The following is a 23,343-nucleotide window of genomic DNA, read 5'->3' as shown; positions in this document are numbered from 1 at the left end:
GACTCGCCACCAATCACGTCGCAAGCCCGGCGCGACCTGTCATCCTGCTCCTGCACCCGGGGCAGGCATGCTGTGCTCGCACCCGGTGAATGACCGACGACAGATAGGTTCCACGATGCCCTTGCGGACGCCTCGCGCCACCCGCCCCGTCGCGGCAGCCCTGGCTGTACTCGCGCTGTCCGCAGCGTGCAGCAGCGGCGCCGACTCCAAGAAGGGCACCGACGGCGGCTCGTCGGCCGCGTCCGAGACCCCGCAGCAGCGCCTGGCCGCCGCCAAGCAGGTGATGGACAAGGCCAGCTCGATGCACCTGGTGCTGACCTCGCAGGGCGTCCCGGCCAAGGCCAGCGGTGTGCTCGGCGGCGAGGGCGACGGCACCCACGCCCCGGCGTTCAAGGGCTCGCTCAAGGCTCAGCTCGCCGGCATCCAGGCCGACGTCCCGGTCGTCGCGACCGGCGGCAAGGTCTGGGCCAAGCTGCCGATCTGGCCCGACATGCGCACGATCAAGCCGTCCGACTACGGCGCCCCCGACCCGGCCGTGCTGTTCTCGACCGACAAGGGCCTCTCGACGCTGCTGCCCAAGACCCAGAACCCCGCCTTCGGTGCCGACAAGCGTGCGGGCAGCGACGTGGTCAAGGTCGTCAACGGCACCCTCAGCGGTCAGGACGTCACCAGCGTGCTGACGATCGGCGACCCGTCGGTGCAGTACAAGGCCGCGTACGAGATCACGCAGTCCAACGAGGTCCGCACCATGACGCTGACGGGCCAGTTCTACAACGACGCGACCTCGACCTACACCCTCAAGCTCGACAAGTACGGCGAGACGGTTGACATCAAGCCGCCGGCCTGAGGCGCTGCTCGCGACGGCGTCGATCGCCGTCGCGCTCGCAGCCGCTGACACCTACGTCGTCGTCCTCGCGCTCGAGGACATGATGTCGGGCGTGGGCCTGGGCATCGACGCCCTGCAGAAGGCCACGCCGATCATCTCCGGCTTCCTGCTCGGCTACATCGCGGTGCTGCCGCTGATCGGTCGGCTCGCGGATCTTGTTGCGCGCCAACGGGTTCTGGTCGCATGCCTCGCGTTGTTCGTGGTCGGCTCGGCGATCACGGCGCTCGCCGTCGAGCTGCCCGTGCTCGTCACCGGACGCGTGCTGCAGGGCATCGGCGGCGGAGGGCTCGTCCCCGCCACGCTCGCGCTGGTCGCCGACCTGTGGCCGCCCGGCAAGCGCGGCACCCCGCTCGGAGTCGTCGGCGCGGTGCAGGAGATCGGCAGCGTGCTCGGTCCGCTGCTCGGTGCCCTGATCCTGGCGGTCTGGGACTGGCGCATGATCTTCTGGATCAACGTGATCGCCGGAGTCGTGCTCGGTCTGATCATCCGGGTCGTCGGTGGTCGAGGTGAGCGTTCGACGCCGCACTCGACGCGGCACCAGTGGTGGGTGATCGCGTCGTCCCTCGCGGCGCTCGCGACCGTCGTACTCCTCGGCCTGGCGCTGTGGGCACCCGACCGGCTCGTCACCGACATCACCTACGGCGAGCCGTTCGTCCCGTACGCCGGTCACACGTCACGTCTGTACACCCAGATCGGTCTGTGGGGCGCGATCGCCCTCGCGATCACCGTCGTCGTGTCGGTGCCGCTGTGGTGGCCGGTGCTGCGCAAGGCCGACCTGATCGGGGCGGCTCTCATCACGGTGGCGCTGGGGTCGTTGGTGCTGACGTTCGCGTCGGCCAACCCCGAGAAGCAGGTCGTCGGCCCGCTCGGCTGGTGGCTGCTGCCGGTCGCGGCCGTCGCGGCACTGCTCTACCTCGTACGCCACCGCACCGCCCGCGAGCCGCTGATCGCCCAGGGCGTCGTCCAGGGCCGGGTGCTGCCGGCACTGATCGTGTCGCTCATGGTCGGCACGGCGATCGTCGCGATCGTGGTCGACATCCCCGTGCTCGCGCGCCTGACGGGCACCGAGGACCAGACCGACGCCGCCCTCGTGCTCGTGCGCTTCCTGGTCGCTGTGCCGGTCGGTGCGCTCGCCGGTGGCTGGCTGCTGCGCCGCTACGGCCCGGGTCTGGTGGCCGCGCCCGGGCTCGCGCTCGCCGCGGTCGGCCTCGGCCTGATGTCGCGCTGGGGCCAGGGCTCACTCGACGACGTGCTCTCGACCATCGTGCTGGTCGTCGTCGGTTTCGGTATCGGCCTGGCGATCGCGCCCGTCAACGACGCGGCGCTCGCGGACGCCCCGCAGACCCACCACGGCGTGGCGTCGGCGCTGGTCGTCGTGGCGCGCATGATCGGCATGGTCGTCGGCCTCGGTCTGCTGACTGCGATCGGGCTGCACCGGTTCTACGCCAAGATCCAGGCCCTGCCCAACCCGACGGGCGACCAGGTCCGCGAGGCCGGCGTCGTCCAGGTGCAGACGGTGTTCGTCGGTGCGGCGATCGCCGCCCTGGTCGCGACCGGCGTCGCGCTGCTGCTCGGACGCGAGCGCGTGGCCCACCACGACCTCACCGACGAGGACGTCCTCGACGAGCGTCAGCCGAACTCGTAGTCGACCATCTCGGGGCGCGTCGTACGCCGTTCGTACTCACTGACCGAACCCGGCCACAGCGTGCGGTTGCGCCCGCTGCGGTCGAGGTACCAGCCCGCACATCCCGACTGCCAGACCGACTTGGCCGTACGCCGGTCGATCTCGGCCAGGAAGCCCGGCACCACCTGCGGGCGCACCGCCACCGCGCGGGCCTGGCGTCGGTCGCGCTCGGCGAGCAGCTTCATGACCAGGCCGACCTGCGCCTCGATCATCTGCAGGTCGGAGGTGTGGCCGAGCAGCGTGTTGGGCCCGAGCAGCATGAACAGGTTGGGGAAGTGCGGTGCGGTCACGCCGAGGTAGGTCGTGGCGCCTTGGTCCCAGTCGTCGCTGAGCAGATGGCCGTCGGCGCCCTTGATGCCGAGGTAGCGGTAGGACCCGACCGGGTCGAAACCGGTCGCCAGCACGAGCACCGTGACCGGGTGGCGTACGCCGGACGCCGTCACCACCGCGTCGCGCTCGACGTGGTCGATCGGGTCGGTCTCGAGCGTGACGTCGGGCCGGGCGAGCGCGGGGTAGTAGTCGCTCGACAGCAGCACCCGCTTGCAGCCCATCGGGTAGTCGGGCGTGAGCGCGGACCGCAGCTCGGGGTCCTTGACGGCGGAGCGCAGGTTGTCGGTCGCGAGCCGTGATGCAGCCTTGAGCACCCGCGGCGCGCTGGTGAGACCACGCTCGCGCAGGTCGGACGTCGCCTTGAGCCGTGCGCGGTGCGCCGCCAGCGCAGCGGGCCGGGCCTCGAACGTGTCGACGACGCGGTCGGCGTACGGCTTGTTGTGGCGGGGCATGACCCACGCGGGCGTGCGCTGGAAGACGGTCAGGTGGGCGGCGTCCTCGGCGAGCGGCGGCACGATCTGCACCCCGCTCGAACCCGTGCCGATCACCCCGACGTGCTTGCGCTGCACGGTCGTGCCGGGGTCCCAGGTCGCGGTGTGCATCAGCTCGCCCGCGAATGTCTCCAGGCCCGGGATCTCGGGGATGTGCGGCTCGTGCAGGGCGCCGACGCCGAGGATCAGGGTGCGGGTGCGGATCGTGCGCAGGGTGCCCCACGAGCTCGCGACGGTGACGGTCCAGGTGGCGGTCTCCTCGTCGTACGCCGCGTCCTGCACCGTGGCGTCGAACTCCACGTGCCTACGGATGTCGTACTTCTCGACGCAGTAGAGCAGATAGTCCTGGATCTCGTCGGCCGGCGCGTAGGTCTGCGACCAGTACGGGTTGAGCTCGAAGGAGTAGGAGTACAGGTGGGCCGGGACGTCGCACTCGCAGCCGGGGTAGCGGTTCTCACGCCAGGTGCCGCCGATCTCGTCGGCCTTCTCGAGGATGGTGAAGTCGTCACGGCCGGCAGCCTTGAGCGCGATCGCCATCGCGATGCCGGAGAACCCGCTGCCGACGATCACAGCCTCGTGGTCCACCGGAATGCTCATGTGCCAAGGGTATTGGCGTGTGTGCCCGCGCCGTCGGACGTCGCCGCTGCTGCGCGTGTACGCCGCGTGGCCCCGGGACAAGCGTCGAGTCCGGGACGTTCGCCTCGGCCGACGAGCTCGCGGCGATGATCGTCGCGTCAGGCGGCGTACGCGGATGAGCCCGGGGGTGACCGCTCGGTCGTCGAGGTCGCGGCGCAGCACGGCGGCGACGACCGTGACTGCACAGCCGAGCGGGACTGCGGCACCAGCAGGGTGAGGACGAGCAGCGCGACCGCGGTCCAGGCCGTTGACCGGACCCGCATCCGACCGAGCTGGTGCTCGAGCTCGTCGACGCGCCAGCCCAGCACCTTGATGTCGCGTTCGACGCCGTCTTCGCCCAGCACGGCGTTCAACCTAGCCGGATGGTTCAGCGCTGCGGGTAGTAGCCGCCGTGCTGGTTGACGACCACCACGGGTGCCGGCTCGGACGTGCAGGCCATGACGAGTGACACGACCCAACCGACGAAGCTCCAGCCGAGCAGGAAGTTCAGCAGCCCGATCACGCCCATGTTGGACTTGTTGCGGGTCACGGCCACGGCCCACGGCAGCATGTACATGCACGTCAGGACCGCCACGATCCACGCCACCGCCACCAGCGCTCCCGACACCGGAGGGCGAACGGGCACCCCGAACGCCGGCGGGGCGAAGCCGGGTGCGCCGTACGCACCGTAGGGCGCCTGGTGCGGGAAGATGGCCGGCTCAGGGTAGCCGCGGCACGCGCCCCGTGGTGGCCGCGCGGCCCGCCGATGTCGGGATCTCTCATGGAGCGGATCCGCGCACCACGCGCCGCCCGTGTGGTGGAGTCTGAGGGCAGCCTGTTGAAGGAGGACCCGTGCGCATCGGCGTACCCAAGGAGTACAAGGCCGGCGAGACCCGTGTCGCCGCGACGCCCAAGACCGTCGGTCAGCTGATCGACCTCGGCTACGACGTGCTGGTCGAGGCCGGGGCCGGCGCGCGGTCGGCGTACCCCGACAGCGCGTACGCCGACGCCGGCGCCCAGGTCGTCGGCACCGTCGAGGCGTGGGACTGCGACATCGTCGCCAAGATCAACGCCCCGAGCGACGCCGAGGTCGGGGTGCTGCGCAGCGGTACGACGGTCGTGTCGCTCATGGCGCCCGCGCTCAGCCCGGTGCTGCTGCAACAGCTCGCCGGTCGGGGTGTCACCGCGCTCGCGATGGACGCTGTGCCGCGCATCTCGCGCGCGCAGTCGCTCGACGTGCTGTCGTCGATGGCCAACCTCGGCGGCTACCGCGCCGTCGTCGAGGCCGCGCACCAGTTCGGCTCGCTCTTCACCGGGCAGGTGACGGCGGCCGGAAAGGTACCTCCCGCAAAGGTTTTCGTCATCGGAGCCGGTGTCGCGGGGCTCGCGGCGATCGGTACGGCGTCGAGCCTCGGCGCCGTCGTACGCGCCTTCGACGTGCGGCCCGAGGTGGCCGAGCAGGTCGAGTCGATGGGCGCCGAGTTCGTCCGCCTAGACGTGCCGTCCGACGACGAGGCGCCGTCGGCCGACGGCTACGCCAAGGAGATGTCCGGCGACCTCGAGGCGCTGGCGATGCAGATGTACGCCCGCGAGTGCGCCGAGGCCGACATCGTCATCAGCACCGCGCTGATCCCGGGCAAGCCGGCACCGCGGCTGATCACGGCCGACACCGTTGCTGCCATGCGGCCCGGCTCGGTGATCGTCGACATGGCCGCGGCCAACGGCGGCAACTGCGAGCTGTCCGAGGCCGACGACATCGTCACGAGCGACAACGGCGTGCGCATCGTCGGCTACACCGACCTGCCGGGCCGTCTGCCCACGCAGGCGTCACAGCTCTACGGCACCAACGTCGTCAACCTGATGAAGCTGCTCACGCCGCAGAAGAACGGGCGCATCGAGCTCGACCTCGACGACCAGGTCGTGCGCGGTCTGACCGTCGCTCACGGGGGAGAGGTCACCTGGCCGCCACCACCCGTCCAGGTGTCGGCGGCTGCGTCGGCGTCCGGGTCCGAGGCAGCACGTACGACGGGTGGCGCGTCCGCGGTCGCGGCACCTGCGCCACCACCTGATCCACGACGTAAGTACGTCCTGATGGCTTTGGGCGCAACGCTGTTCGCGCTCGCCGCTGCCTTCTCGCCGGCGTCGTTCCTCGGGCACTTCACGGTGTTCGCACTCGCGGTGATCGTCGGGTTCTACGTGATCTCCAACGTCGCGCACGCCCTGCACACACCGCTCATGGCCGAGACCAACGCGATCAGCGGCATCATCCTGGTCGGTGCGCTGCTGCAGGTCGGCAGCGACAACCTGCTCGTGCGGGTGCTCGCGCTCGCGGCCACCGTCGTGGCCAGCATCAACATCTTCGGCGGGTTCGCCGTGACAGGACGGATGCTCAAGATGTTCGTCCGCGAGTCCGACACCGCAGGGTCGGGAGAGGCGCGATGACCGACAACCTCGTCCAGGCGGCGTACATCATCGCCGCCGTGCTGTTCGTCCTGTCTCTCGCGGGGCTCTCCAAGCACGAATCCGCCCGCCAGGGCAACGTTTTCGGGATCGTCGGCATGACGATCGCGCTCGTCGCGACCATCTGGCTCGCGGTCGACCGTGCGTCCAACGGCGCGCTCACGCTGGTGCTCATCCTGGCCGCGATGGCGGTCGGGGCGGCGATCGGGCTGTGGCGGGCGCGGGTCGTCGAGATGACGCAGATGCCCGAGCTGGTCGCGATGCTGCACAGCTTCGTCGGTGCGGCCGCGGTGCTCGTCGGCTACAACTCGTACAAGACCTCGCACGGGCTCACGGGTTCGGAGGGCAACATCCACCTGGTCGAGGTGTTCCTCGGCGTCTTCATCGGAGCGGTGACGTTCACCGGCTCGGTGGTGGCCTTCCTGAAGCTCTCGGCCCGCATCCCGTCGAAGCCTCTCGCGCTGCCGCACCGCCACCTGCTCAACCTCGGCGCCCTCGTCGTGTCGGCGCTGCTGCTGGTGTGGTTCATGGCGGCTGAGTCGTGGATCCCGTTGATACTCATGACGATCGTGGCGCTGGCGTTCGGCTGGCACCTGGTCGCGTCGATCGGCGGCGGCGACATGCCGGTGGTCGTGTCGATGCTCAACAGCTATTCGGGCTGGGCGGCAGCGGCGGCTGGGTTCATGCTCGGCAACGACCTGCTCATCGTCACGGGCGCGCTCGTCGGGTCGTCCGGTGCGATCCTCAGCTACATCATGTGCAAGGCCATGAACCGGTCGTTCGTGTCGGTCATCGCGGGCGGATTCGGTTCGGACGGAAGCGTTTCGGGCGAGGAGCGCGACTACGGCGAGCACCGCGAGACGCAGGCCGCCGACGTCGCCGAGCTGCTCAAGGGCGCCAAGTCCGTCGTGATCACGCCCGGCTACGGCATGGCGGTCGCGCAGGCGCAGTACCCCGTCGCCGACCTGACGTCGCGGCTGCGCAAGCTCGGCGTCGACGTGCGTTTCGGCATCCACCCGGTCGCGGGCCGGCTGCCCGGCCACATGAACGTCCTGCTCGCCGAGGCCAAGGTGCCCTACGACATCGTGCTCGAGATGGACGAGATCAACGACGACCTGCCCGACACCGACGTCGTGCTCGTCATCGGCGCCAACGACACCGTCAACCCCTCGGCGTCCGAGGAGCCCGGCTCACCCATCGCGGGCATGCCCGTGCTGAAGGTCTGGGAGGCGCGCGACGTGGTCGTGTTCAAGCGGTCGATGGCAACGGGCTATGCGGGTGTGCAGAACCCGTTGTTCTTCAAGGACAACAGCCAGATGTTGTTCGGCGACGCCAAGGAGCGGGTCGAGGACATCCTCAAGGCGATCTGACCGGCGTACGACGGTCGCTGCCGTCGGGCATGTACGGTCGCGGACCGTCCGAAGCGGGACGAGCTCTGGGTGACCTCGTGCGTGTACGGTCGCGGACCGTGATCACCATGCCTGGAATCGAGCTGGACATCGAAGGCGGGATGGAGCACAGCGGCTGGATCTTTCCCCTGGTTCTCGTTGTCCTTCTGTATGCCTTGTCACGCTTGCTGTGGGCTGAGTGGGTCGAGCGCGAGAAGCCTTGGGTCAAGGGGATTGCTCTCGTGGTGGACGCGGAGATGATTCGTCACACGGGCGGCGACACCGGTGGATTCCGTTACCGGCTGACGGTGGTGGTTCACACCCTCGACGGTCGCCAGGTCGAGACCATCGCCAGGGAGGAGCTGAGCGATCGGGAAGCCGACTCCTGGGTCGGCACCCAACGAGACGTTTGGTATCAGGAGGATGATCCCGCCCGTGCACGGCTGCTGCCGCCCGTTGGTGAGGGATGGTGGCGGACGAGTGGCTGGAGATACTTGTTGTGCGTGCCGTTCATCGTCATCTTCAGCGTCGTGACCTGGACAACGTTCGTCCGTTGACCGTCGTCGTTCGTGACGAGTGGGGAAATTAGGGCCCGGGCCAGGGACAGAAGGCCCTACGCGTCCCGTTTCCCGACCGGCCAGTCTGGTGCGGTGGGGAGATCAACAGGCGTCGCGAGTCCGGTGCTGCCAGCGTGGAGCAAGCCGCTCACTGCTTGGCTGCGCACGGGCGCTTTCTCGACCCGAACCGACGAGCTGACGGGCGACGAGCTCGAGTCCGAGGGCGGCAACAAGGAGTACAACGTCGCAACGGTCGGAGCCGGCGGCGAGAAGAACTCGTCCGATATGACACTGGTCAAGGCCGTCATGAAGAACCCGTGGCGGGGAGGGGCGGAGATGCCGCTCGTCGCCTGCGGGACGAAGTAAGGGATGCAGTGGGACGACGAATCCAGACAACGTTGATCGCAGCCGCCAGCCTGAGCCTGCTCGCACTCGCGGGCTGTGACTCCAGCCCGGAGCAGGACCCGCAGGCGCTGCCGTCGGCAACGGTCGCACCTGATCGTGCGAAGGCACCGTCCGGGTGGATCACCAGGCAGGGCGCAGGCTTTCAGGTGTCGGTGCCCAAGGACTGGACCAACCGTCCCGATGACAGGCGTGGCAACCCCGGCGCAGAGCTCGAGATCGGTCCGGTCTACCAGGGTGGCTCCAACATCCCTCCCACGTTCCTCGCGTTCGTCGAGCGTGAGCAGGTCGGCCCGTTGGAGACGCGAGAGTCGATCCTGCGTGCGCAGCTGCAGTCGCAGATCCCTGAGGCCAAGATCGGCTCGCCCACACAGATCAAGGTTGCAGGTGCGACAACGGCCGTCTACTTCGACCTCACCTACAAGTCGGACGCAGGCACCAGCGTCACGGGCGACAAGCTCGCACCTCAGGACATGCGCCAGCGTGAGCTGTTGATCGAGACGCCTGGGCTGCCGAAGTATGGCTTCCGCTACAACGCACCGGCAAAGAAGTTCGACGAGGACACCTTCAAGAAGATCGCCGGCAGCATCGTCGTACGACCTGAGACGGCCTCCGAAGCCCAGGGCAGCTGATGAGCCAGGGCAGCACGCCGTGATCGTCGAGACCACGACCGGCGCAGCGGCGGGACTTGCCCTCGGGTACGCAGGCCTGACGCGCCTGCGCACCGGTGTCTACCGGTACGACGACGAGCGCGACCAGCCGCTGAGACGGTTCTCCTGGGTGCCGGTCGCAGCGACGGTCGGCGCGGGCCTGTCCGCGGCTGCCCACACCGACGAGCCGTTGCTCGCAGCAGTCCTCGCGATCTCCGCGGCGTTGCTCGTGGTGCTGTCCGGCATCGACATCGACGTGCGCCGCCTGCCGGACCGCTGGACCTGGCCCGGCGCGGGTGCCGCAGCCGTCGCCACGCTCGGATGTGCCCTGGTCGCAGGCGATCTCGGCCGCTGGTGGGGGGCACTCGCCTGCGGGACAGTCCTGAGCCTGACGTATCTGACCCTCGCGGTGGTCGGCGATATCGCACTCGGTGAAGGTTCGCTCGGGCTCGGCGACGTCAAGCTCGCGATGAGCCTGGGCGTGCTGCTCGGCTACCTGGGCTGGGAGCTGGTCCTGGTCGGCACGTTCGCCGCGTTCTTGCTCGCGTCGTGCTACGGCGTATGGCTGATGGTCGTCCACCGGAAGGGCCGCGAGGCCACGATGCCGTTCGGGCCGTTCATGGCGCTCGGAGCCGTTGCCACCTGGTGCCTGCCCGTTCTCGGCACGTTCTGACGGGCGGCCAGCTGGTGTGGATCACAAAAAAACCTTGACTCGCGAAGTCCCAGCTCGCACGAGGGAACGACGATCTTCGGCGCGGCGTCTGGGAGAGGTACGCCAACGACAGGTTTGGGGATGGTTCAGGTCATGAAGCTCATGACGATCGGTGTTGCCCCAGTGGCACCAGACGTGAGGTCACTGCCGCACGGTGCCGAGCTGGAGGGCGTCGTGGCAGAAGTCGAAGCACACCACGGTGAGGACCTCATCGTCCTTGCCAACGTGGCGCATGCGGCCCGCATGAGCGTCCCCCGGATGGCCGTGGCGCTCGCGGACCTCGACGGCGTGGCCTTCGTACCGCTTGCCGTGCCGCCGACGCGGGCCGTGGCAGTCGCGGGAATGGCGTACGAGCTCCTCGCCACGGTCCCGATCGACGTCGTCGCTGCGGTGATTCCTCGTCTCGACGGGCTGTGTCGCACCACTGCACACCTCAGCAGCGTCGCTCGGCTGACCACTCCCAACCCTGGGGTCGTGCGTCACATGACGAGCTGGTGGCCAAGCACGACGTACACCGTCGACTGGGATGCGCAGCGGGTCCGTTCCGGACGGCACCGGCCAGAAGGCAACCTCGAACGGACCGTGCGGTCCTTACGCGGACACGGGGCGCGCTGGGGCGATGGACCCGCGACGATCGATCTCGCCGACGACCCCAACCTCGTCCGTCCGTTCTGGGAGTCGTCTCACGTCATGGAGCTGACGTCCCTCCCGGTGCGCGTGCCGCAGGAGGTGCTCGCGCCGCCGCGGGAGGGGCCGGCCCGCTGCGCCAACTGCGACCGTGCCGGAGCTTCGAGCGTCTGCCTCTTCTGCGGCGTCCTACGCCCCAGCCTGCCCACCGGAAAGGTCCCCGTCTCGTGAACCCCCGTCAGCGTCGAGGAGTCATCCTCCTGGTCGTCGCCGCGCTCGGAGCGATCGCCGTGTTCGTCTCCGTGCTGTCCTTCGTCTCCAGCGTCAATGCGCGCGCGGGTGACTTCACCTCGATCGTCGTGCTGTCTCGCGACGTGAAGGCGTACGAGGCCATCGGCCCGGAGGACGTCGAGCTGCGCGAGATCCCGCAGAAATGGATGTCGGACACGGCCATCCAAGATGCCCGCGACGTGGTCGGACTGGTCCCGACGACGAACACCAAGGCAGGTACCTACGCCCAGTCCGGCATGTTCGTCCCGCGTCCCGGCATCGCCGACGGACACCGTGAGATCGCCGTCATGGTGGATGCCGAGACCGGAGTCGCGGGCAAGGTGAAGTCGGGCGACCGCGTCGACATCATCGCCACCTTCGAGCAGAAGGACCAAGGCTCGCGTGCCACCTCGCAGCTGTGGGCGCAGGACGTCCTGGTCATCGACGTCGGTCTGCCCGAGACCGTCAAGAAGGAGTCCGACGACGGCGGGTTCAGTGAGGGCAAGGCCATCCCGGTCACCTTCGCACTGTCGACGAAGGACGCCCTCCGGGTCGCGTACGCGGAGAGCTTCTCGGTGAAGGTCCGGCTCGCGCTGCGCGCCCAGCAGGACGAGTCCTCGGTCGGCGGCGGTGACCAGGTCTTCCCACAGACGTCCGAGGAGCCGCAGGCACCCTCGTCGCCGGCACCCCGGCCCACAACGGCGCCGGCCAAGCCGAAGCCGAGCTCCGCGCCGAGCAAGACGTCTGGAGGGTCATGATGAGCACCAACAAGGTCGTTCTCGTCAGTGAGCGCGAGTCGCTTGTCAGTGAGCTCGCGTCGATCGCCGGCGAGATGTCTGACCTCGAGTTCGTCGACACGGCGCGGAGCGCTGAGCAGCTCGGCTACGCACTGGTCGAGCACGACGTGCACGTGGTCATCGTCGACGCAGAGTTCGCCGACATGCCCTACCTCGAGCTCGTGCGGTCGGTTGCGCACTCTCATCCGTCCGTCGGTCTGCTCGTGGCCACACCCGAAGCAGACCAGGACCTCTACGGCGCCGCGATGGAGGCAGGCGCACGGGGCGTACTGCGGATTCCGCTGGGCCTGCAAGAGGTTCAGGCAGGCATCGACAGGACGGCGTCCTGGGCGCGGGCACTCCGAGCGGCCGCCGCCGGGCAGGCCGGTCGCGTCGGGGGCGGACAGGGCCGAGTGCTCGCTCTGGCTGGCGCCAAGGGCGGTGTCGGGACGTCGTTCCTCGCCTGCATGATCGCCGCACACGCGGGTCGCCGCGCCAGGGTGTGCGTCGTCGACATGGACCTGCGCTCGGGCGATATCGCCTACTACAGCGGGGTGCGGGCCAAGCGCTCGGTCGCTGAGCTGGCCGACGTCAGTGACGCCCTCACCGGGCGGAGTATCAGCGAGGTAGCCGTCGACAGCCCGGCCGGCTATGCGGTCATCGCCGCTCCCCGCGATGTCGAGCGTGCCGAGGACGTGAGCGGCACAGCAGCCCGACAGATCGTGCACGAGCTCCGCCGGCAGTTCGACCTGGTCGTCGTCGATGTCGGCTCTCGGGTCGAGGAGGCCCAGGCGACGACGCTCGAGCTGGCCGACCAGGTGATGATCGTGGTCGAGCCGGACATCGTCAGCGTCCGTGCGGCGCGCAGCACGATGCACACGTGGCAACGGCTCTCGATCCGAGCCAACAACGACGTGGCGGTCGTCCTCAACAAGGCCGACCGCAAACGCGAGGTCCAGCTCGAGCTCGTACGCAAGGTCCTTCAGCTCACCACGGCGTGGAAGCTGCCATCGTCACTGCCCGAGATCGAAGCAGCAGTCAACACCGGGGACCTCACGGAGGTGCGCTCCGGACCGCTGAGCAAGGCGATCGGCGAGGTGACCGATCAGCTGTGGAGTCCGGGTGTTCACGGGCCGATGGGTGGCGCGGTCCGGGCTGAAAAGCCTGGTCGGAAGGGCTGTTCCAAGCGGCAGCGCGGCCGACGGTCCAAGGCGGCCGGGCAGGCGACCGTTGAGCTTCCGCTTGCGGTGATCATCTTCGTGACGGCCTTCCTGCTGTGCATGCAAGGTCTGATGCTCGGTGCCTCGAACGTCTTCGCGCAGCATGCAGCGAACGCGGCTGCTCGGGAGCTGTCCGTGAGCCCGGACCGCGGCGACGCACGTGCGGCCGCCCAGGACGCGGTCCCGGGTGCCCTGGGCCATGGCTTCAGCATGACGGTCGACGGCGACGGCACGGGTGAAGGGTCCGTGCGCATCAAGGTCGACATCCCAAGGCTGTTTCCGTTCATCGACAAGAACGTCATGCAGGCAGAGCGACGGGCGAGCTTCCAGGAGGAACCGCGATGAAGCGCGAGTCGGGACAGACCTACATCGACCTCGTCGTCGCCATTCCGATCCTCGTGGCGTTCGCATTCCTGATGGTGCAGGGCGTGATGATCGCCGGGGGCGTCGATGCGACGACCAAGGCGGCGCGCGATGCAGCTCGTGCGGTCACGCTCGACCGCGACCCGCGTGCGGCGGCCGCGGCAGCGCTGCCTGACGGGGTGCGCCTCGAGAGCGTCGAGCGCTACGAGTGCGACGGTGTGTGTGTCCGGGTCCGTGCCAATGTGCCGATCGGGGTCAAGGGTTTCGCGACCACCAGCGGCATGGACATCACCCGCACCGCTGAGTTCCCGGATGTCGGCTGATGGGCCTCAAGGACCGCGTTGGCGGCGAAGCGAGCAGGCCGGACAACGGCGTCAACCTGGTCGGTGACTACCTCGGCCGTCTGCTGCAGGAAATCGACCGCGACGAGCTCCGGGGTCTGACAGCGACCCAGCAGCGGGTGCGGTTGGAGCGCCGCCTGGGCGAGATCATCTCGATCGAGGGGCCGGTGCTCAGCCCGTCCGAGCGAGCTGGATTCATCCGCAGGGTGATTGACGAGGCCCTGGGTCTGGGTGTGCTCGAACCGCTGCTCGCAGACGAGTCGATCACGGAGATCATGGTCAACGGCCCCCACGACGTCTTTGTCGAGCGTCGCGGCCAGGTGCAACGGCACAACACGGTGTTCTCCTCGACCGAACAGCTCATGCAGACGATCGATCGCATCGTCTCGCGGGTCAATCGCCGCGTCGACGAGTCGTCGCCGATGGTCGACGCCCGCCTCGACACCGGCGAACGCGTCAACGTGATCATCCCGCCGCTGGCGCTCAACGGACCGACGTTGACCATCCGCCGATTTCCGCGTCCCTTCAAGCTTGCTGAGCTCGTACGCAAGGAGACGCTCGACTCCACGATGGCCGCGCTGCTCGGTTCGCTCGTGCGAGCGAAGGCCAACATCATCATCTCTGGGGGTACGGGCACCGGCAAGACGACCTTCCTCAACGCACTGTCGGGCGTCATTCCGGAGCGTGAGCGCATCGTCACTATCGAGGACGCCGCTGAGCTGTCACTCCAGCAGCCGCACGTGGTGCGCTTGGAGTCGCGGCCGGCCAACGTGGAGGGCCGTGGCGAGATCACCATCCGTGACCTCGTGCGCAACAGCCTGCGGATGCGCCCCGACCGCATCGTTGTGGGTGAGGTCCGCGGTGGCGAGACGCTCGACATGCTCCAGGCGATGAGCACGGGCCACGCCGGTTCACTGGCGACGGTGCACGCCAACAGTGCGGCGGATGCGCTTGGCCGCCTCGAGACGCTGGCGTCCATGAGCGAGCTCCGGCTCCCTGTGGACGTGATCCGCGACCAGCTCAACAGTGCTGTCGACGTCATCGTTCAGCTGGAGCGACTGCCGGACGGCTCGCGTCGTGTCGTTGAGATCGCCGCGCTCGTGTCGGAGCGGCGGGAGACCTACACCGTCGTACCGATCAGCCGTTTCGAGCACGAGCCCGCTGCCCACGGACAGCCCGTGACGGGACGATTCGTGCACGAGAGCCCGCCCGACGGTGTGGCTCGGCTGATGCACCTTGCCGGGGAGCAGCTGCCCAGCGGGCTCGGGGTGGGCGCATGACACCGGCCGCGATCGCCATCGTGCTGTTCGTGACGCTCGTCATCACGATCATTGGCCTGGGCGCGGTACGAGGCTCGACCGAGCGCCGCCTGGCCCTCGAGTACGCCGCCCACGACGGCCGCAGCCGGCGTCGCCTGGACGTCCTTCGGCCGACGCTGAACCGCGCGGTTGGCAAGACCCAGTTCGGCACCGACCTGGATCGACGGCTCCAGGGCGCGACCGTACGGCTGGGGCCAGGCGAGTTCATCACTATCGTCGCTGGTGTCGCCGTCCTGCTGGTGATCCTCCTCTTCCCGATGATGGGGTACCTCGGTTCGATTGTCGTTTTCGGAGGCACCTTCGCTGCCGCGTTGCGGTGGCTGGACAAGCGTCGACAGGCGCGGGTCGACGCCTTCATCGCGCAGCTGCCCGACATCGCACGCGTGATGGGTGGCGGCGCGACGGCTGGTCTGGCGATCCGCAGCAGCATCGAGCTGGTCGCGCGTGAGCTTCCGGAGCCCGCTGCTGGCGAGTTCGGGGAGGTCGCGCGTGAGATGGCACTCGGGCGTTCGCTCGACGGAGCACTCGCGAGTCTCGACGAGCGGCTGCCGTCGCGCGAGCTCAGCGTGCTCACCCGCACCCTGCTGATCCAGAGCACCGCGGGGGGAAAGCTCGCGACGACCCTGTCCAACATCGCGGCGACCCTGGACGCGCGCCGCGAGCTGCGACGTGAGGTCGCGACGATGACCTCGGCCGCATCCTTCAGCGGCTACATGGTCGTCGCGATCGGTGTGGGCAGCGTGTTCGTGATGAACCTCATCACTCCCGGCTCGTTGGACAAGCTCGCGTCCAATCTCATCGGACAGGGCGTGCTCCTCGTCGCTGGGGTGATGTTCTGCATCGGCTTCTTCCTGATGCGCCGGATCTCGCGGGTGGAGGTCTGATGCTGCTGCTCATCCCCACCGTTGCGATGTGCGTCGTGATCGTCGCGATGTACGGGTTCCGACAGCTGAAGTCGACGGGTCTCGAAGAGGCCGAGCTGTACTTCGCGGACGGCGATGACCACATCGAGCGGCCGTCCCGGGTCGCCGAGGTGGTCGATCGCCTCGGCGTCCGGTTCCAGCGCTCACTGCTGAACCTGTACGGACCCCGCCGGTTGGCCGGTCTCGAGCGACGACTCGATCACGCGGGTCGACCCGAGGGGCTGTCCGTCCGCGACTTCGTACGCAGACAGGCCGGGTTCTTCGTCATCGGAGCCGTGTCAGCGGTGTTCTTCGCCCTGGCCGGACAGCTGCTGCTGGGCGGCCTGTGTCTCCTGCTGTTCGGCTGCTGGATGGAGTTCTGGCTGCGCTCGGTGGGGCGCAAGCGTCAGGCCGCAGTCGCCCGGGAGCTGCCAGATCTGCTGGACGTCCTTGCGGTGACGGTGAGCGCCGGCCTCTCGCTCCAGGCTGCGCTGCAACGAGTGGCTGACGCCGCGCCGACAGCACTGGCTGAGGAGGTGCAGCGAGTGCTCGAGGACATGCGCCTCGGCATGTCGCGGCGTACCGCCTTCGCGGCCCTCCGGCGCCGCAACACGGCGCCTGCGATCGAGTCCTGGGTGACGGCGATGCAGCAGGCCGAGGAGCTCGGCACGCCGTTGTCCGAGGCACTGCGCGACATTGCGGGAGAGGTGCGACGTGCCCGAGCCCAAGAGGTTCGGAAGGCCGCCGCGAAGGCAGCGCCGAAGGTGAGTCTTGTCGTCACCATCTTCGTGGTGCCCGCTGCGCTCCTGCTGATTCTTGCGTCGTTCGTCCTGAGTCAGATCGACATTCTCAAGGGTGTGCTGTGAGTGTCGGACCGCTTGCAGGCGCAGGAGCAGCAACGGTCGGAGTGATGCTCGACCTGCGGCTGGCGGCGCTGGTCCTGCTGTGCCTGGATGAGGCCGGTCGCTCGGGCCTGTCGGCGTACGTCCTGGTCTGTGCAGCCATCCCCCTGTCGTTCGTGCCCTTGCGTCGGATCAATCGTCGTGGCGCAGCGTTCATGCACCGATGGTGGTGGGCGGTGCTCGACAGCATGGTCACCTCTCTCGTGCTGGTGACGTTCGGATTGAACAGCGGCGCACTGCTGTACGTCGGCGCCTCCGTAGCGTTCGCGAGCTTCGTCAGTATTCGGGCGGGTGCCGTCACGATCGCTCCGATCATCGTGACCCACATCGTCGGTGTCGTCCTCGACGTGCTCGGACCTGCGGAGCTGGACCTGACCGCGATCACGGCACGCTTCACCCTCCTGGCCGGTGCGGCGTGGATGGGGCGGCGCCTCGCGACTGTCCTGACGGCGCACGACACCCTGCGCGGGGAGATCAGTCAGGCCCGCGAGCTGCAGGCGCGGGCGGAGGAGCGCAACCGCCTGTCGACGGAGATGCACGACAGCGTCGCCAAGTCCTTGCACGGCGTGGCAATGCTCGCCGAGACCCTGCACGATGGCTTGGCCAAGGAAGGGCACGCCCAGCAACAGTCCGCCGCGATCCTGCAGCGTTCGGTCGAGATCGCCCGAGGAGAGGCGAGGACGTTGGTGGGCGCCCTACGCACGCCCGAGGCAGGCGAGCTCGAGGCATCGATGCGAGCCGCGGTGGCGCGGTGGGAGGCGGACCACACGGCGTACACCACAGCGCTCAAAACTCCTGAGACGGCGGTTCGCCTGTCTCCTGAGTCGACGTTCGAGCTGATGCGCTGCGTGCAGGAGTGTCTGGAGAACGTGGCACGCCACGTCCCCGGGGGACATGTCGCCATCGAGTGCACGGCGGTCGACGGGTGGGTCGAGGTGAGCGTCACGGACGAGGGGCCGGGTCTGCCCGAGGGGATCGACATCGACGGACTCGTGCGACGAGGTCACTACGGGTTGGCAGGTCTGCGCGACCGGATGGCACGTATCCGCGGATCCGTGTCGTTCGGTCCTGCGTCTCACGGCGGTGCGGTGGTCCGGATGCGGGTCCCCGCCGCAGTGGACCCCCAGACCGCCCATCAGGGCCAGATGATTGGACCAGTCGCATGAGAGTGCTCGTCGTCGATGACAACGAGGTTGTCCGGGCTGGGCTAGGTGCTGTCCTGACCTCGATCGAGTCCTGTGAAGTGGTCGAGGCGGCCGACGGCGTCGATGCCCTCGCACAGCTGCAGCAGTCCCAGTTCGACCTGGCCCTTCTGGATGTGCGCATGCCACGCAAGGACGGGTTGGCGGTGCTGCGCGAGTTCGACGGCAGCGTGCCGATCGTGATGCTGACGCACTCCGACGACAGGGACATCGTGCGAGAGGCGCTCGCGAGTGGTGCCCGCGGCTTCCTCGTGCACGGGACCATCACGTCCCAGGAGGTCGTGTCGGCCGTACACACGTGCGTGTCCGGCGGACTGGTACTGAGCCCGACCGCAGCCGAGGTGATGCTGAGCCCTGCAGAGCACGCTGATCCCGGCCGGCGCGACACCCTGGGGCTCACTCCGCGCGAGATCGAGCTCATGAGCCTGTTGTGCGACGGCTTGAGCAATCGCGACATCGCCGGCCGACTCTTCCTGTCGGAGAAGACGATCAAGAACCACCTCAACCGGATCTACGCCAAGCTCGCGGTCGCCAACAGGGGCGCCGCGATCGTCGCCTGGCTGGGCCGTGACTAGGGCCCTGAATGGGGCCTTTCTCACCTACCGTGCCCGATCGACGTCGGCCAGTGTTGATGTCATCAGGGACAGGGCGAGCAGCCGAACTGTCTTGAGACAGAATCAGATCCGAGGGAGATCACCATGAGCAGCATGAACCACGCGGCCGCGTTCGTCATGACCTACGTCGCCCAGACCGTCGAAGGCCTGCGCGCCAAGAAGGAGTCCGGCCAGGGCTCGGTGGAGTACGCAGGCGTGGTGTTCGTCGTGGCGGCGATCATCGGTGCGGTCATCGCCGCAGCCGAGCTGCTGACGGACACGAGCGTCGCGCAGGCGATCATGAACAAGCTTTCGTCGGCAGTGGGCTCCGTCAACTCCGCGCCGTGACCCGATCCGCATCCCGCCGGTACCCCGCCACTTCGTGGGCGGGGTGCCTGCGTGTTTCCTCCGTGGCCCGAGCACGTCGATCGTGGCGACGTCATGGTGAGCGCGGCCAGTCGTCGATGATGCTGATCCCGGCGGTCGCTGCCCTCATGGCTGGGGCCATGCTCGTCCTGAGTCTGACCGCCGACGCGTTCGGCAAGCACTCGAAGACCGTCACGAGCGCCGATGCGGCGAGCCTGGCTGCGGCAGGCTCGTTCCAGACGCAGATCAACGGCCGGTGGAACCACCTGAGGAACCATCCCGAGCAGCTCCCGGAGCTGCTTCCCACGCTGCTCGAGGCCACCCTGACGGATATGACGGACACTCCTCGGTCCGCGGCTCAGGCGCAGGCTTCAGCCAACGACGGGTCCCTGACCTCTCTCGAGATCCGTGCGACGTCTGGGGGTCTGGAGTTCACGGCCGTGACGCGCAGCACCGCACCGCTGAAGGGGCAGAGCACGCATGCCACGGCGACCGCCACCGCGCGTCTGACCTTTCGCGGGGGCCCGTTGTGCTTCCGAGGCAACGGCGTTCACCTTGGTCTGTGGATGCACGGTCGGTGCATCGGTCCGGACGACAAGGTGCTGGACGACCTCGATCCGCAGAGCACGCCACCACCCTCGACAGCATCACCGTCATCGTCTCCGAGCTCGGCGTCCCCGACCTCGACCGACGAGATCCCTGACGACCTCAAGGACGTGCTGCGTCGGACGCCGCGATTTGAGGCTGTGCTTGTCGAATAGCTGAGATTCCCCTGCGGCGCTGCGCCTGTGCGCGGGTGCGGTTCCGCTACCGTGCGGGGCGTTTGAGCCCCGAGATGTGAGGTCGATCGTCCGTGAAGAACGTGCACCTGATGATGGTGGCCGCTGTCCTGGCCGGCGGACTGACCGCCTGCTCGGGCGCGGACCACGGCACCGACACCTCGACGACTGCGTCGCCGTCCAGTCCTGGCGCCTCCGACCCGACCGGGCCGCCGACGTCGTCGACGACGCCCACCCGTCCGGAGGGGCGGCCGTACGCCCTCCCTGCGGGTGTGAAGCCGTTGTCGAACGGTCCGGTGCTGGGGACGAAGTCGTCTCCGATGGGCGGCACGTTCTCGTTGAACGGGGTGCAGCGGCTGGGTCCGGATCGGGCGGTGGTGTACGGCACGTGGGACAGCCCGGGCACCAACGTCGCGGACACCTGGACGGAGCCGGGCTACTACCAGGGCGATCACAAAGGTGAGTTCTCGGCGATGTCCGTACGCCGGTCGGGTGATCCGCGCACGTACCTGCCGGTGCGCGACCAGGACGGCCAGTGCATCTGTGGTGCGGTGAGCCTGCTGAACTCGGCGAAGAAGGTCAGCACCTCGGTGGTCGTGACCGTGCCTGAGGGCGCAAGCACAGTCGACGTGACGGTCGCGCCGTTCGGGACGTTTGCCAACGTCCCGGTGGCCCCTTTGTCAGCGAGCTCGCAGGTGCCGTTCGGTGCCGGCCAGAGCCTGGTCGTGCGGTCGGCGACGCGGTCGGCCGGCGTCCTAAAGCTGAAGGCGACGCTGCAGAATGCGTCTACGCAGTCGCTGCCCTACAACACGCGCATTTTCAACCCGTTGTCGAGCGAATCTGCGTGTACGGAGCCGTTTTTCGCGGTCGGCGACAGACAGGCCGGCTGGGGGGTCGGAACCGAGGCGGACAAGACGACCTGCACACCGGCGGCGATTCCGCAACGCGGTCAGGCGGTGGATGTGACGATGACGTTGGGTGATCCGGGGACGCCGGAGGTGACGTTGTTGCCGACGTGGGGTCGGGCGGTTCGGGTGCCGGTGTCGGGTACGCCGGTGAAGGGCACCAAGGGTGTGTCGGCCTTCAGTGCGCGGTCGCGTGTTGAAGGGGCGACGATCAGTGCTGATGGTCGGGTGGCGTTGTCGACCGATGTGCTGTTCGCGTACGACAAGGCGGAGCTGTCGCCGAAGGCGAGTAAGTCGTTGGAGGCGGCGGCTGCGGCGTTGAAGGCGCAGCCGAAGCGGACGCTCACGGTCGAGGGGCACACCGACGCGCAGGGCACGCAGTCGCGCAATCAGACCTTGTCGGGGCAGCGTGCTGACGCGGTGAGGTCGGCGTTGACCAAGCTGCTGGGTCCGGGGTGGTCGATCCAGGCTCAGGGCTTTGGCCAGTCGAAGCCTGCGGTGACCGAGTCGGGTCAGACCGGTGAGGCGTTGAAGGCGGCGCAGCAGCGCAACCGCCGCGTCGAGGTCCGCGTCCAGTAGGTCCCGGCCGGGGCACGGCAAGCGCTGCGCATCAGCCGGTGAGCGGCGGAATGACCGATCAACAATGGGAGCAGCATGCATCGCACGTTTGCCGCGAGTGCCGTGGCTGTGGCCGTCGGCCTGACGACCTCTGCCGGCCCTGCTGGGGCCAGCGCACCTGAGCCGGGTGTGCCGTACCCGTTGAGGGGCGCCGGCACCAAGCAGGTCGTGAGGCCGATGGCGACGGTGAAGGCGAAGCAGGGGTGGACGTTCTCGCTCACGAAGGTCACGCGCGTCGCGAAGGACCGGATCCTGGTCCAGGGCGTGATGGGTGGCCGTGGCACAAGTGAGTTCAGCGCGACCATGTGGTCCGAGCCGGCGGCGGACACACGCCAGGCGATCGAGTTCAGCGGGTTGCGGCTCGTGCGGACCGGTGACCCGAAGGCGTACCTCCCGGTGCGAGACGCGAACGACCAGTGCCTGTGCAGCGTCCTCCCATCCAGGCACGACGGGTTGGTCCCGGTGTTCGTGATGATGACCGCGCCCACTTCCGACGACAGCCTGACCCTGTTGCAGAACGGCGCTCCGCCGATCTCCGACCTGAAGGTCGAGCCTGCGACACCGACGGATCTGAGCGTCGCAGCGCCGGCGGGCGTCGCGCACAGTCTGCGGGTGCGGACGGTGACGCGAGAGGGGGGCCGGTTGGTGGTGCGGTTCGCGGTCGAGGCGAGACCCGGCGCTGCGGAGGTCAACCCGACGCCCGGGTCGCGGGGGTGGATGGAGACGAGCTGCGAGCCGATTGCGGCGGCACCGGCCGGGCAGAGCACGGTGACGGCACCCGGCGAGGGTGAGAGCGCCCGTACGTGCGCGCCCAGCTATCCCAAGGCTGGGCAGGGTGTGCTCGGCGAGGTGGATATGCCCGACCCGGGTGGAAGCACGGTCGACCTGTACCCGCTCGGGTCGTGGCCCGTGCTCGGTGTGCCGGTGAGCGGTGCACCGGCGACATCGGCACCTGCCGGGGAGTCGGTGGTGATGAAGTCTCGAACGCAGGTCGGTCAGACCCGTCAGCGGGCGGGTGCCGCGACCATTCGCCGTGGCGACCAGGTCGCCGTCGACCTGGGCACCGACGTCCTCTTCGCCGTCGACAGCACCACGCTGAACGCCCAGGCCGGCGCAGCGATCGACAAGGCGGTCGCGACGCTGAAGGCTCAGCCGGGTCGGACAGTGGCGGTGAAGGGATACACCGACACCGTCGGCAGCGACGCCCACAACCAGACGTTGTCCGAAGGGCGCGCGACCGCTGTCCGCAACGCGCTCGTCGCCAAGCTCGGCGCAGGGTGGACGGTCACCGCCAAGGGGTACGGCGAGAAGGATCTGGCCATGCCCGAGAGCGGAGAGCAGATCGAGTTCGCGCGCCAGCAGAACCGGCGCGTGACCACGGAGGTGACGGGCTGATGCGTCGTACATCCATCGCGACAGCGGTGCTCGCAGGGTCTGCCCTGCTCGTCTCCGGATGCAGCGGTGACGCCGACGAGCCTGTTTCCTCGGGCGCCGTGACGCCCTCCTCGACGTCGGGCGCCGCGCCCGCGCCGGCCGGCGATCCTCAGGCCGGCGGCGCCTATCTGCAGGTCGAGCCCGGGTCGGCCTCGACCCAGCCGGTCATTGCGACGAAGTCCAAGGGTGGCAGCTCGTTCACGCTCACAGCCGTACGCCGCATCGGTCCCGACCGGGTCGTGGTCGAGGGTCTGGCGAGTCGGTCGCAGCCCAACGCGTTCAACGAGCAGGGCTACTTCGGTGCGGAGCACCCGATCGACGGCGGTGGCCACTTCGGTGGGCTGTCGTTGAAGCGCTCGGGGGACACGTCGACCTACCTGCCGGTGCGCAGCCAGGACCGGACGTGCCAGTGCACGGTGTTTCACCCCGAGCTGGAAAAGCCCGGCACACCAGAGCCGGTGTACGTCGTGATGTCAGCCCCGGCCGGCGCGGGACCAGTGACGGTGACCGTCGACGCGGTCGGGACGTTCTCGAACGTCCCGATCAGCTGA

General features: G+C 68.6%; 26 protein-coding genes. 22 read left to right on the top strand and 4 right to left on the bottom strand.

The window, feature by feature from the left end:
• Positions 1-115: 115 nt before the first annotated feature.
• Together VV01_RS16340 and VV01_RS16335 are read left to right on the top strand one after the other, a co-directional pair.
• The gene (locus VV01_RS16340; RefSeq protein WP_050670814.1) at positions 116-847 is read left to right on the top strand and encodes an LppX_LprAFG lipoprotein; all 732 of its coding nucleotides are present in this window, start codon (positions 116-118) and stop codon (positions 845-847) included.
• Complete coding sequence (locus VV01_RS16335; protein WP_050670813.1) at positions 825-2,531, top strand: MFS transporter; 1,707 nt, start codon at positions 825-827, stop codon at positions 2,529-2,531. Before VV01_RS16340 ends, VV01_RS16335 begins: the two co-directional genes overlap by 23 nt.
• On the opposite strand, the gene VV01_RS16330 is transcribed toward VV01_RS16335, so the two are convergent.
• From VV01_RS16330 to VV01_RS16320, 3 genes are all read right to left on the bottom strand, one after another.
• A complete protein-coding gene (locus VV01_RS16330; RefSeq protein WP_050670812.1) occupies positions 2,516-3,988 on the bottom strand; it encodes a flavin-containing monooxygenase in 1,473 nt (490 codons plus the stop codon). The two genes, VV01_RS16335 and VV01_RS16330, sit on opposite strands and share 16 nt — an antisense overlap.
• Positions 3,989-4,125: 137 nt before the next feature.
• Positions 4,126-4,371 (bottom strand): hypothetical protein, encoded by a 246-nt coding sequence (locus VV01_RS16325; protein WP_050670811.1) that lies wholly within the window; start codon positions 4,369-4,371, stop codon positions 4,126-4,128.
• Between the two features lie 23 nt (positions 4,372-4,394).
• Complete coding sequence (locus VV01_RS16320) at positions 4,395-4,613, bottom strand: superinfection immunity protein (RefSeq protein WP_231635259.1); 219 nt, start codon at positions 4,611-4,613, stop codon at positions 4,395-4,397.
• A gap of 245 nt (positions 4,614-4,858) precedes the next feature.
• Between VV01_RS16320 and VV01_RS16315 the strand changes: the two genes are divergently transcribed.
• The 17 genes from VV01_RS16315 (at position 4,859) to VV01_RS16235 (ending at position 19,817) form a co-directional block, all read left to right on the top strand.
• Positions 4,859-6,448: a Re/Si-specific NAD(P)(+) transhydrogenase subunit alpha gene (locus VV01_RS16315; RefSeq protein ID WP_050670809.1), complete on the top strand. Its 1,590-nt coding sequence runs from the start codon at positions 4,859-4,861 to the stop codon at positions 6,446-6,448.
• Positions 6,445-7,836, top strand: a complete 1,392-nt coding sequence (gene pntB, locus VV01_RS16310) for a Re/Si-specific NAD(P)(+) transhydrogenase subunit beta (RefSeq protein ID WP_050670808.1) — start codon at positions 6,445-6,447, stop codon at positions 7,834-7,836. The genes VV01_RS16315 and pntB overlap by 4 nt, the downstream gene beginning before the upstream one ends.
• Positions 7,837-7,934: 98 nt before the next feature.
• On the top strand, positions 7,935-8,411 hold the full coding sequence (locus tag VV01_RS16305) for a DUF3592 domain-containing protein (RefSeq protein ID WP_157508886.1): 477 nt from the start codon (positions 7,935-7,937) through the stop codon (positions 8,409-8,411).
• Between the two features lie 93 nt (positions 8,412-8,504).
• A complete protein-coding gene (locus VV01_RS16300) occupies positions 8,505-8,777 on the top strand; it encodes a hypothetical protein (protein WP_157508885.1) in 273 nt (90 codons plus the stop codon).
• Between the two features lie 8 nt (positions 8,778-8,785).
• On the top strand, positions 8,786-9,445 hold the full coding sequence (locus VV01_RS16295) for a hypothetical protein (RefSeq protein ID WP_157508884.1): 660 nt from the start codon (positions 8,786-8,788) through the stop codon (positions 9,443-9,445).
• Positions 9,446-9,464: 19 nt separating this feature from the next.
• Entirely contained in the window at positions 9,465-10,136 is a 672-nt protein-coding gene (locus VV01_RS16290) for a prepilin peptidase (protein ID WP_050670804.1), read from the top strand.
• Between the two features lie 213 nt (positions 10,137-10,349).
• Complete coding sequence (locus tag VV01_RS23970) at positions 10,350-11,033, top strand: hypothetical protein (RefSeq protein ID WP_197275071.1); 684 nt, start codon at positions 10,350-10,352, stop codon at positions 11,031-11,033.
• Positions 11,030-11,830, top strand: coding sequence for a Flp pilus assembly protein CpaB (gene cpaB, locus VV01_RS23965; RefSeq protein ID WP_050670802.1), 801 nt, complete (start codon positions 11,030-11,032; stop codon positions 11,828-11,830). The genes VV01_RS23970 and cpaB overlap by 4 nt, the downstream gene beginning before the upstream one ends.
• A complete protein-coding gene (locus VV01_RS16275; RefSeq protein WP_050670801.1) occupies positions 11,830-13,413 on the top strand; it encodes an AAA family ATPase in 1,584 nt (527 codons plus the stop codon). The genes cpaB and VV01_RS16275 overlap by 1 nt, the downstream gene beginning before the upstream one ends.
• The gene (locus VV01_RS16270; RefSeq protein WP_050670800.1) at positions 13,410-13,754 is read left to right on the top strand and encodes a hypothetical protein; all 345 of its coding nucleotides are present in this window, start codon (positions 13,410-13,412) and stop codon (positions 13,752-13,754) included. Before VV01_RS16275 ends, VV01_RS16270 begins: the two co-directional genes overlap by 4 nt.
• Positions 13,754-15,052, top strand: coding sequence for a CpaF family protein (locus VV01_RS16265; protein WP_050670799.1), 1,299 nt, complete (start codon positions 13,754-13,756; stop codon positions 15,050-15,052). The genes VV01_RS16270 and VV01_RS16265 overlap by 1 nt, the downstream gene beginning before the upstream one ends.
• Positions 15,049-15,975 carry a type II secretion system F family protein gene (locus VV01_RS16260; protein WP_050670798.1) on the top strand — a complete coding sequence of 309 codons (927 nt, stop codon included), beginning with the start codon at positions 15,049-15,051 and terminating at the stop codon, positions 15,973-15,975. The genes VV01_RS16265 and VV01_RS16260 overlap by 4 nt, the downstream gene beginning before the upstream one ends.
• Entirely contained in the window at positions 15,975-16,859 is an 885-nt protein-coding gene (locus tag VV01_RS16255) for a type II secretion system F family protein (protein ID WP_050670797.1), read from the top strand. The genes VV01_RS16260 and VV01_RS16255 overlap by 1 nt, the downstream gene beginning before the upstream one ends.
• Positions 16,856-18,061 carry a sensor histidine kinase gene (locus VV01_RS16250; protein ID WP_157508883.1) on the top strand — a complete coding sequence of 402 codons (1,206 nt, stop codon included), beginning with the start codon at positions 16,856-16,858 and terminating at the stop codon, positions 18,059-18,061. The genes VV01_RS16255 and VV01_RS16250 overlap by 4 nt, the downstream gene beginning before the upstream one ends.
• Complete coding sequence (locus VV01_RS16245; protein WP_050670795.1) at positions 18,058-18,672, top strand: response regulator transcription factor; 615 nt, start codon at positions 18,058-18,060, stop codon at positions 18,670-18,672. The genes VV01_RS16250 and VV01_RS16245 overlap by 4 nt, the downstream gene beginning before the upstream one ends.
• A 123-nt stretch (positions 18,673-18,795) precedes the next feature.
• Complete coding sequence (locus tag VV01_RS16240; protein WP_157508882.1) at positions 18,796-19,038, top strand: hypothetical protein; 243 nt, start codon at positions 18,796-18,798, stop codon at positions 19,036-19,038.
• Positions 19,039-19,154: 116 nt separating this feature from the next.
• Positions 19,155-19,817 (top strand): hypothetical protein, encoded by a 663-nt coding sequence (locus VV01_RS16235; protein ID WP_050670793.1) that lies wholly within the window; start codon positions 19,155-19,157, stop codon positions 19,815-19,817.
• 46 nt (positions 19,818-19,863) lie between these two features.
• Here VV01_RS16235 and VV01_RS23960 read toward each other — a convergent pair whose 3' ends face one another.
• Positions 19,864-20,256, bottom strand: a complete 393-nt coding sequence (locus tag VV01_RS23960) for a hypothetical protein (protein WP_231635258.1) — start codon at positions 20,254-20,256, stop codon at positions 19,864-19,866.
• Positions 20,257-20,350: 94 nt separating this feature from the next.
• Here VV01_RS23960 and VV01_RS16225 point away from each other — a divergent pair, with 94 nt between their 5' ends.
• The 3 genes from VV01_RS16225 to VV01_RS16215 all read left to right on the top strand — a co-directional run bounded on the left by VV01_RS16225 (position 20,351) and on the right by VV01_RS16215 (position 23,343).
• On the top strand, positions 20,351-21,319 hold the full coding sequence (locus VV01_RS16225) for an OmpA family protein (RefSeq protein WP_197275070.1): 969 nt from the start codon (positions 20,351-20,353) through the stop codon (positions 21,317-21,319).
• A 75-nt stretch (positions 21,320-21,394) separates the two neighbouring features.
• Positions 21,395-22,753 carry an OmpA family protein gene (locus VV01_RS24665; protein WP_082221035.1) on the top strand — a complete coding sequence of 453 codons (1,359 nt, stop codon included), beginning with the start codon at positions 21,395-21,397 and terminating at the stop codon, positions 22,751-22,753.
• Positions 22,753-23,343: a hypothetical protein gene (locus VV01_RS16215; RefSeq protein ID WP_050670789.1), complete on the top strand. Its 591-nt coding sequence runs from the start codon at positions 22,753-22,755 to the stop codon at positions 23,341-23,343. The genes VV01_RS24665 and VV01_RS16215 overlap by 1 nt, the downstream gene beginning before the upstream one ends.

The organism is Luteipulveratus halotolerans (assembly GCF_001247745.1).
Classification (GTDB): domain Bacteria; phylum Actinomycetota; class Actinomycetes; order Actinomycetales; family Dermatophilaceae; genus Luteipulveratus; species Luteipulveratus halotolerans.
Note: the sequence above shows the minus strand (reverse complement) of the source record. Positions and strands in the feature narration are given on the sequence as shown.

Coding starts and splice junctions, on each gene's coding strand:
- VV01_RS16340 (WP_050670814.1), top strand. CDS start 116: ATGCCCTTGCGGACGCCTCGCGCCACCCGCCCCGTCGCGGCAGCCCTG.
- VV01_RS16330 (WP_050670812.1), bottom strand. CDS start 3,988: ATGAGCATTCCGGTGGACCACGAGGCTGTGATCGTCGGCAGCGGGTTC.
- pntB (WP_050670808.1), top strand. CDS start 6,445: ATGACCGACAACCTCGTCCAGGCGGCGTACATCATCGCCGCCGTGCTG.
- VV01_RS16275 (WP_050670801.1), top strand. CDS start 11,830: ATGAGCACCAACAAGGTCGTTCTCGTCAGTGAGCGCGAGTCGCTTGTC.
- VV01_RS16270 (WP_050670800.1), top strand. CDS start 13,410: ATGAAGCGCGAGTCGGGACAGACCTACATCGACCTCGTCGTCGCCATT.
- VV01_RS16265 (WP_050670799.1), top strand. CDS start 13,754: ATGGGCCTCAAGGACCGCGTTGGCGGCGAAGCGAGCAGGCCGGACAAC.
- VV01_RS16260 (WP_050670798.1), top strand. CDS start 15,049: ATGACACCGGCCGCGATCGCCATCGTGCTGTTCGTGACGCTCGTCATC.
- VV01_RS16255 (WP_050670797.1), top strand. CDS start 15,975: ATGCTGCTGCTCATCCCCACCGTTGCGATGTGCGTCGTGATCGTCGCG.
- VV01_RS16245 (WP_050670795.1), top strand. CDS start 18,058: ATGAGAGTGCTCGTCGTCGATGACAACGAGGTTGTCCGGGCTGGGCTA.
- VV01_RS16240 (WP_157508882.1), top strand. CDS start 18,796: ATGAGCAGCATGAACCACGCGGCCGCGTTCGTCATGACCTACGTCGCC.
- VV01_RS16235 (WP_050670793.1), top strand. CDS start 19,155: ATGATGCTGATCCCGGCGGTCGCTGCCCTCATGGCTGGGGCCATGCTC.
- VV01_RS24665 (WP_082221035.1), top strand. CDS start 21,395: ATGCATCGCACGTTTGCCGCGAGTGCCGTGGCTGTGGCCGTCGGCCTG.
- VV01_RS16215 (WP_050670789.1), top strand. CDS start 22,753: ATGCGTCGTACATCCATCGCGACAGCGGTGCTCGCAGGGTCTGCCCTG.